This window comes from Curtobacterium sp. B8, from assembly GCF_000333315.1.
Lineage (GTDB): Bacteria > Actinomycetota > Actinomycetes > Actinomycetales > Microbacteriaceae > Curtobacterium > Curtobacterium luteum.
Window position 1 is genome coordinate 1 of the sequence record NZ_BACW01000378.1, and the last position, 2,481, is coordinate 2,481.

3 protein-coding genes are annotated in these 2,481 nt (G+C 73.1%); all 3 read left to right on the forward strand.

The window, feature by feature from the left end:
* The coding region (locus I59_RS09820; RefSeq protein ID WP_031273543.1) for a CBS domain-containing protein at nucleotides 1-299 on the forward strand (299 nt) is incomplete at its 5' end.
* A gap of 56 nt (nucleotides 300-355) precedes the next feature.
* Nucleotides 356-1,504: a cystathionine gamma-synthase gene (locus I59_RS09825; protein WP_031273544.1), complete on the forward strand. Its 1,149-nt coding sequence runs from the start codon at nucleotides 356-358 to the stop codon at nucleotides 1,502-1,504.
* 104 nt (nucleotides 1,505-1,608) lie between these two features.
* A partial coding sequence (locus I59_RS09830) for an MFS transporter (protein WP_022903724.1) occupies nucleotides 1,609-2,481 on the forward strand: 873 nt, incomplete at its 3' end.

Genomic DNA, 2,481 nt, shown 5'->3' on the forward strand with positions numbered 1-2,481 from the left:
CGAAGTACGGCGTCTCCCAGATGCCGGTCCTCAGTGCCGAGCCGCCCGTCGTCATCGGCGAGGTCGTCGGCGCCGTCGCCGAGAAGGACCTTCTGGAGCAGGTGTTCACCGGCGCCGCCTCGATGACCGACGCGCTCACGCCGTTCGTCGGCGACCCGCTGCCGCTCATCGGCGTGGGGGAGTCCGTCTCCGCCGCCCGTCGTGCACTCGAGACCGTCGATGCGTTGCTCGTCGTCGAGGACGGCAAGCCCGTCACGGTCCTGACCCGCCACGACCTGCTCACGTCCCTGTCCGAGTGAGCGACCCCACTCCCGTCCGACCGTCCGACCGTCCGAACGACCGAGGAAGCACCCGCATGACCGAGTTCAGCACCCGCGCCGTCCACGCCGGGCAGGAGCCCGACGCCGGCACCGGCGCCGTCATCCCGCCCATCCACGTCACGTCCACCTACGCGCAGGACGGCATCGGGAACATGCGCGCCGGGTACGAGTACTCGCGCGGCGGCAACCCGACGCGCGACGGGCTGCAGACCCTCCTCGCGGACCTCGACGGCGGTGTCGCGGCGTACTCGTTCGCGTCCGGGCTCGCGGCGGAGGACGCGCTCCTGCGCGCGTACCTCGAGCCGGGTGCGCGCGTGGTGATGGGCAACGACGTCTACGGGGGCACGCACCGGCTGGTGAACCGCGTGCACGTGCCGTGGGGTGTCCAGCTCGTCGTCGTCGACATGAGCGACGTCGACGCCGTGCGGGGCGCGCTCGAGGGGTGCTCCCGCGAAGACGGTGCTGTGGGTGGAGACCCCCGACGAACCCGCTCATGGAAGATCGCCGACATCGCCGGGCTCGCGGAGCTCGGACACGCGGGCGGTGCCCTCCTCGTGGTCGACAACACCTTTGCGTCGCCCTACCTCCAGCAGCCGCTGTCCCTCGGCGCCGACGCGGTCGTGTACTCGACCACGAAGTACCTCGGCGGTCACTCGGACGTCGTCGGCGGTGCGGTGGTGCTCGCGGACGAGGCGCTCGCCGAGGCCGTCGCGTTCCTCCAGTTCGGCGCCGGGGCGATCTCGTCCCCCTTCGACGCGTTCCTCACCACCCGCGGCATCAAGACGCTCGCGGTCCGGATGGAGCGGCACTCCGCCAACGCGCAGGCCGTCGCCGAGTCGCTCGTCGGCGCGCCGGGCGTCGAGCGGGTTTTCTACCCGGGTCTCGCCGACCACCCGGGTCACGAGGTCGCGGCGAAGCAGATGCGCTCCTTCGGCGGCATGCTCTCGCTCTCCCTGTCCGGTGGCGCCGCAGCGGCGAAGCGGTTCGCGGAGTCGACCGAGGTGTTCACGCTCGCCGAGTCGCTCGGCGGCGTGGAGTCGCTCATCGGGTACCCGAGCGAGATGACCCACGCGTCGGTCCGCGGCACCGAGCTCGAGGTGCCCGACGACATCGTGCGCCTGTCCGTCGGCATCGAGGACGCGGGCGACCTGGTCGCAGACCTGCGGCAGGCGCTGACGCGCTGACGCGCTGACGAGACGGCCTGGAGGCTCGTGGCGGCGCCGCCACGAGCCTCCAGTCCGTCAACCGCGGCCCCACGGCTGTCGGCGGCCGCTCCTAGGATGGTGCGGTGAGCACTGCCGCCCTGCCGAGGACCAGCATCTTCAGCGGCCGGTACGCGCTCGCCACCGCCGGCATGGTCGCGATCGTCGCGGTCGCCGCGTTCCAGAACCTCGCGATGACGACGGTCATGCCGGAGATCAGCCGTGACCTCGACGGCGAGACGCTGTACGCGCTGGCCTTCGCCGCGCCGCTCGCCGCCGGCGTGCCGGGCATGGTGCTCGCGGGCACCTGGACCGACCGGTCGGGCGGCCGTGTCGTCGCGTGGGTGTCGGCGGCGCTCTTCGCCCTCGGCACCGCGGTCGTGATGACCGCGCCGACGATGGAGGTCTTCCTCGCCGGTCGCCTCGTCGAGGGCTTCGGCGCCGGTGCCATCGACGTCGTCCTCTACGTGCTCGTCGCCCGGATCTTCCCCGACGAGCTGCACGGGCCCGTGTTCGGCGCGTTCGCCGCGGCGTGGGTGGTGCCGGCGCTCGTGGGTCCGGCGCTCGCGGGCATCGTCACCGAGGTCTGGGGTTGGCACTGGGTCTTCGCGGGCGCACTCGCCATCGCGGTGCTCGGTTTCGCGGTGCTCGTCCCGACGCTCCGGCACCTGCACCCACCCGCCGCGGAGCTCCGTGCGCCGTGGCAGGGTGCCCGGATCGGCTGGTCCATCGGTGCCGCGCTCGCGATCCTGCTCCTCAACGTCGCGCCCGACCTCGGGGCGTGGGCGCAGGTGGCGGCCGTGGCGGTCGGCGTGGTCGGCACGTGGGCGGCGCTCCGTCCGCTCGTGCCCGCCGGGACCTTCCGCGCGGCGCCGGGGTTGCCGTCGGTCGTCCTCCTGCGCGGTCTCGTCGCCGCGTCGTTCTTCGGCAGCGAGGCCTACGTCCCGTTCCGCTCCAGG

Bases quoted from the DNA above. Each gene is read 5' to 3' on its own strand.
- I59_RS09825 (WP_031273544.1), top strand. From the start codon at position 356: ATGACCGAGTTCAGCACCCGCGCCGTCCACGCCGGGCAGGAGCCCGAC.